Origin of the sequence: Streptomyces sp. SID5910, assembly GCF_009862125.1 — a bacterium.
Classification (GTDB): domain Bacteria; phylum Actinomycetota; class Actinomycetes; order Streptomycetales; family Streptomycetaceae; genus Streptomyces.
In genome coordinates this window covers 1-4,963 of sequence record NZ_WWHX01000883.1, presented here as the reverse complement: position 1 = coordinate 4,963, position 4,963 = coordinate 1, and the positions used below count along the sequence as shown (strand labels likewise).

The following is a 4,963-nucleotide window of genomic DNA, read 5'->3' as shown; positions in this document are numbered from 1 at the left end:
AGCGTCCGGGCGGGCTCGGTGGGGCCTTCGGGGCGGCCGGGGTCGGGGCCCCGGCCGGGTTTCGGTTAGGGGTGACCGGTGTGGGCGGCGACCGTTGGCCAGTGGGTGCGTAGGGCTCGTACCGTTTCCGCGATCGCCGGGCGGCGGGCCGCTCCCGTGCGCCACAGCGCGTACAGCCGTCGTACCGGCATCGGGTCCAGCGGCACCTCCACCACCCCCGCGGGCAGCGGGCCGCGCCCCAGTCGGGGGATCACCGCGATGCCCAGCCCGGCGGCGACCAGGGCGACCAGCGTCGGGTTCTCGTCGGCCTGGTGGACGATGTCCGGCTCGTACCCGGCCGTCCGCAGGGTCCGCACCAGCCAGTCGTGGCAGACCCGCCCCGGCGGCTGGCAGATCCAGCGCTGCCCGCCCAGCTCCTCCCGCCGCACGGCGCCACGCCCCGCGAAGGGGTGACCCTCGGGGACGAGCAGATCGCACAGGTCCTCACCGATCGGCGCCTGCTCCACGCCCGCCGGGGCGGGCAGCGGCGCGATGTCCCAGTCGTGCGCGACGACGAGGTCGACGGCGCCCTTCGCCACCAGGTCCACGGACACGTGCGGGTCGGCCTCGCTGAGCCGGGTGTCGAGCGCGGGATGGCGTGCCGCCAGGTCGGCCAGCACGGGCGGCATCAGCCCGCGCGCCGCCGACGGGAACGCGGCGACCGTCAGCCGCCCCGCCGGCACCCCGCGCCGCTCCTCCAGCTCGGTCTCCGTGCGCTCCACGATGGCCATCAGTTCACGTGCGGCGGCGGCCAGTTGACGCGCCTCGTCGGTGAGCCGCACCCCGCGGCCCTCCCGTTCGAGGAGCACGGTCCTGGTCTCCCGTTCCAGCTTGGCGATCTGCTGGGAGACCGCGGACGGGGTGAAGCCGAGCGCGGCGGCGGCCGCCCCGACGGTGCCGTGCACGGACACGGCGTGCAGGGCGCGCAGCCGCTGGAGGTCGAGCATGCCGGCTCCCGGATCGTCGATGAAGCAGTAGCAGTGCTTCATCCAACCATGCAGCAATCATCGCTGGTGCTAAATCGTCTGTCGGGGCGATCCTCGACGCATGCGACCTTCCCACCTCGCTCTCGGCGTGCTCGTCGCCGCCGTCTGGGGCGTCAACTTCACGGTCATCGAGATCGGCCTCGACCACTTCCCGCCCCTCCTCTTCTCCGCCCTGCGCTTCCTGGCGGCGGCCCTGCCGGCCGTGTTCTTCGTGGGCCGCCCCAAGGTCGCCTGGAAGTGGATCGTGGCCGTGGGCGTGGCGCTCGGGGTGGCGAAGTTCGGCCTGCTCTTCGTCGGCATGGACGCCGGGATGCCGGCCGGCCTGTCGTCCCTGGTGCTCCAGATCCAGGCGGTGTTCACGGCCGTGTTCGCGGCGGCCGTACTGGGCGAACGCCCCGCCCGCATCCGGGTGCTGGGCATGGTGGTGGCCTGCGCGGGCATCGGCGTCGCGGCGGTCGACGAGGGCACCTCCGGCCCGCTCGGCGCCTTCGCCCTGGTGGTCGCCGCGGCGGCGGCCTGGGGCGTGTCCAACGTCCTGACCCGCAAGGCGGCCCCGCCCGACGCGCTGAACTTCATGGTGTGGGTCTCCACCGTCCCCGTCCTCCCGCTCGTCGCCCTCTCCCTGCTCACCGAGGGCCCCTCCAGGGACCTCGCGGCCCTGCGCGGCCTGGACTGGGCGGGCGCGGGCACGCTGCTGTTCGTCGCCTGGGTCTCGACGGTCTTCGGCTTCGGCGCCTGGGGCTGGCTGCTGCGCCGCCACCCCGCCTCGACGGTCGCGCCGTTCTCCCTCCTGGTCCCCGTCTTCGGGATGACGTCGGCGGCCCTCTTCCTGGGCGAGCCGGTGACACCGCTGCGCTGGTGCGCGGGCGCCCTGCTGGTGGGCGGCGTGGCGCTGACCTCGGTGACCCGCCGCCCGCGCCGCCGGGAAAATGCGTTCGACGGCTGTGTGCCCACGCGGAAGAATCCGGCCGGTGACGTTCACGATGAAGGCACCGGTACTCGAAGGCACGTCGGTACGGCTGGAGCCGCTGGGCCCGCAGCACGCCGCTGACCTCGCCCTGGCGGCGGAGGAGGAACGCGGCACCTACGGCTTCACCTGGGTGCCCCGCGCCGACGAGGTCGCCGCGTACCTGGACACCCAGGCGGCCCGCGCGGCCACGGGACAGCTCGCGCCGTTCGCGCAGATCTCCCTCGCCACCGGACGGGCGGTCGGCACCACGTCCTACTGGGAGCCGCGCTCCTGGCTGTCGGAGGACAGGCTCGACGCCGTCGAGGTCGGCTTCACCTGGCTGGCCCGCTCGGCCCAGGGCACCGGCATCAACGCCGAGGCCAAACTGCTCCTGTTCCGGCACGCCTTCGAGGTCTGGGACGTCTCGCGGGTCGACTTGAAGACGGACGCCCGCAACAGCCGCTCCCGCGCGGCCATCGAGTCGGTCGGCGCCCGCCTGGAGGGCGTCCTGCGCAACTGGTCCCGCTCCAGCGTGCCGGGCGAGGAGGGGCGGCTGCGCGACTCCGCCCTCTACTCGATCACGGCGGCGGAGTGGCCCGTGTGCCGGGCGCGACTGGAGAGCCGGGTCGCGTCCCGCGTGGGCCGGGAATTCGGCCGCGCATGATTTCTCCTTGAAACGAAAGAAGGATTTAAGCGTCAGGCGGACGACCGGGCGGACACCCTTACAGACTACTTGTCGGGCTAATCCTTCACTCGTTTGCCGCGCATCCGGATGAGGCGGCTGACGTTAGTGAGGGCATGACCAAGGTAACTGGGGGGAAGTGTCCTCCTTGGGCTTCCGAGCGGAAGAACACGGCGGGGGAACAGGGCGGAACACCCGTCGCACTCAGGGAAACCGAGCCGATTCTGCGGGATTTCCTGAATGTCATGGGCGAGCTCCAGGAAGACCTCGCCGGACGGTGGGCCGCGATGCGGGAACGGCCCGTCTTCTCGCGGGCCGAGTGACCGGGCCGTGCACGACGAGGAACTGTATTACGGACCGGATTACTCCCCGTACGCCGAACCCCCCTACGCAGAACCCCCCTACGCCGCATCCCCGTACGCCGCACCGCACCACGAGGCGGGCCACGGCCGTCACCGGGCCCCCGACGACGACCTGTCGATGCCCCTCCCGGACATGTCCTGGGACCCGGCCGAAGAGCTGGCCTTCATGCTCCAGGACGCCCTGGAGGAACAGCTCCCCGAGACCCCGGCACCCTCGCCCGCGCCCCGCGACGAGACACCGGCCGCGGTCCCGTCACCGGGCAGCCCCCTCCAGAACCTCCAGGAGATCACGGCCGAACTGCCCCCGCTGAGAGGGGCCGCCCGCAGCCACCGCAAGGTGCGCGTACGCCGCGGGCCGCGCGGACTCCAGGCGGTCAGCTACGTCATCGCCGCCGCCATCACCGTCATCGCCTCCGCGGTCAGCCTCTTCGGCGGCATGGTCGCCTACGACCCCCTGCGCGTCGTCGCCCTGACCCGCCTCCAGACGGGCGCCGTGTCCTGGTGGCCGCTGCTCGTCTACGGGCCCTGGCTCGCGTCGTCGCTGTCGGTCCTGCGGGCGGCACTGCACCAGCGCCGCGCGGTCCACTCCTGGTGCGTCGTCCTGGCGTTCTCGCTCATCGCGATGCTGCTGTGCGTGGCCGCCCAGACGCCCCGCACCCTCGTCGACGTCGCCGCCGCGGCCCTGCCGAGCCTGGCGTCCCTGACCTGCTTCCAGCAGCTGGTCCGCCAGATCACCCTGACCCGCCCGCCCCGGCGTGCGTCACCCCGGCACCGCATGCGGACCTCGCCCCCTCAGGGCGCCGACGCGGCGCGGGCGCCCGAGGCGGCACCGGACCGGGCCGCCGGCACCACGGGCGCGCGGCGCGACGGCACCCGGTCGGGCGACGGTCACCGGCCGCAGGCGGCCCCGTCACAGGAGCCCGCGCCGAAGACGTACGTGATCAGCGACAACCGGCCGCTGCGGAACCAGGCGCAGCGCACGACCGGTTCCTTCCCGCAGCCCCGGCGCGCCGGTCGTCAGGCCGACTCGTTGAGCAGCCGGTCCAGGTGACGGCGGCCCTCGTCCAGCAGGCCGGGCAGCGGGGCCGCCGCCTCGTACCACCGCTTCTCGTACTCCCAGCACAGCCAGCCGTCCCAGCCCTCGCGGGACAGCACCTCCACGCACTCGGCCAGCGGCAGCACGCCCGCGCCGAGCGGCAGCGGGGTGGTGTCGTCGACGGAGGCGATGTCCTTGACCTGGACGTAGCCGAGGTGCGGGGACAGTGCCGCGTAGCTGTCCGTGGGCTGTTCGCCGCCCAGCCAGGTGTGCATGACGTCCCACAGGGCGCCGACCTGCCGGTGGCCGACGAGGCCGAGCACGCGCATCGCGTCGGCGCCGGTGCGGTGGGAGTCGTGGGTCTCCAGCAGAATGCGCACGCCCGCGTCGGTGGCGTACTCGGCGGCGGTGCCCAGGCGCCGGGCGGCCGTCGCGTCGGCCTCCTCGGAGCTCTGGCCGGTGCCGCCGCCGGGGAAGACCCGGACGTACGGGGCGCCCAGGTCGCGGGCCAGGTCGAGCAGGTCGCGGATCTCGCCGACGACGGCGTCGTCGTCACCGGGCGCGGCGACCCGCGCGTACCCCGCGACGGAGAGCGGCTCGACACCGGCCGCCTTGAACGCGGCGGCGGCGTCGGCCCGTTCACCGGGGGAGAGGCCGGGGTTGACCGGCTCCTCGGGATGGGCGCGCAGTTCGACGCCGTGGTAACCGTGGTCGGTCGCGAGCCGCAGCACATCGGGCAACGGCAGTCCGGGCAGTCCGAGAGTGGAGAACGCCAGCTTCATGCCCGGGGACCCTACCCGCGATCCCGGCCCGGATTCCCGCTTCGGGGAGGTGTCGCGGGGACGGGCGGGGCTCTCTTGAGGGGCCGCACGGCAACATCCAGCCCGTCCGGCGTTTGAGGACGAGGCC

5 protein-coding genes are annotated in these 4,963 nt (G+C 73.7%); 3 read left to right on the top strand and 2 right to left on the bottom strand.

The window, feature by feature from the left end:
• Positions 1 to 65 precede the first annotated feature (65 nt).
• A complete protein-coding gene (locus GTW67_RS31185) occupies positions 66 to 986 on the bottom strand; it encodes a LysR family transcriptional regulator (RefSeq protein WP_161168102.1) in 921 nt (306 codons plus the stop codon).
• Positions 987 to 1,086: 100 nt separating this feature from the next.
• Here GTW67_RS31185 and GTW67_RS31180 point away from each other — a divergent pair, with 100 nt between their 5' ends.
• The 3 genes from GTW67_RS31180 (at position 1,087) to GTW67_RS31170 (ending at position 4,069) form a co-directional block, all read left to right on the top strand.
• Complete coding sequence (locus GTW67_RS31180) at positions 1,087 to 2,076, top strand: EamA family transporter (protein ID WP_237519116.1); 990 nt, start codon at positions 1,087 to 1,089, stop codon at positions 2,074 to 2,076.
• On the top strand, positions 2,009 to 2,638 hold the full coding sequence (locus GTW67_RS31175; protein WP_237519117.1) for a GNAT family N-acetyltransferase: 630 nt from the start codon (positions 2,009 to 2,011) through the stop codon (positions 2,636 to 2,638). The genes GTW67_RS31180 and GTW67_RS31175 overlap by 68 nt, the downstream gene beginning before the upstream one ends.
• Before the next feature lie 348 nt (positions 2,639 to 2,986).
• Positions 2,987 to 4,069, top strand: a complete 1,083-nt coding sequence (locus GTW67_RS31170; protein WP_524539842.1) for a DUF2637 domain-containing protein — start codon at positions 2,987 to 2,989, stop codon at positions 4,067 to 4,069.
• On the opposite strand, the gene GTW67_RS31165 is transcribed toward GTW67_RS31170, so the two are convergent.
• Positions 4,036 to 4,836 (bottom strand): sugar phosphate isomerase/epimerase family protein, encoded by an 801-nt coding sequence (locus GTW67_RS31165; RefSeq protein WP_161168099.1) that lies wholly within the window; start codon positions 4,834 to 4,836, stop codon positions 4,036 to 4,038. The two genes, GTW67_RS31170 and GTW67_RS31165, sit on opposite strands and share 34 nt — an antisense overlap.
• Positions 4,837 to 4,963 lie beyond the last annotated feature (127 nt).

What these genes read in the sequence shown, in the direction of transcription:
- GTW67_RS31185 (WP_161168102.1), bottom strand. Translation starts at nt 986, where the DNA reads ATGCTCGACCTCCAGCGGCTGCGCGCCCTGCACGCCGTGTCCGTGCAC.
- GTW67_RS31180 (WP_237519116.1), top strand. Translation starts at nt 1,087, where the DNA reads ATGCGACCTTCCCACCTCGCTCTCGGCGTGCTCGTCGCCGCCGTCTGG.
- GTW67_RS31175 (WP_237519117.1), top strand. Translation starts at nt 2,009, where the DNA reads ATGAAGGCACCGGTACTCGAAGGCACGTCGGTACGGCTGGAGCCGCTG.
- GTW67_RS31165 (WP_161168099.1), bottom strand. Translation starts at nt 4,836, where the DNA reads ATGAAGCTGGCGTTCTCCACTCTCGGACTGCCCGGACTGCCGTTGCCC.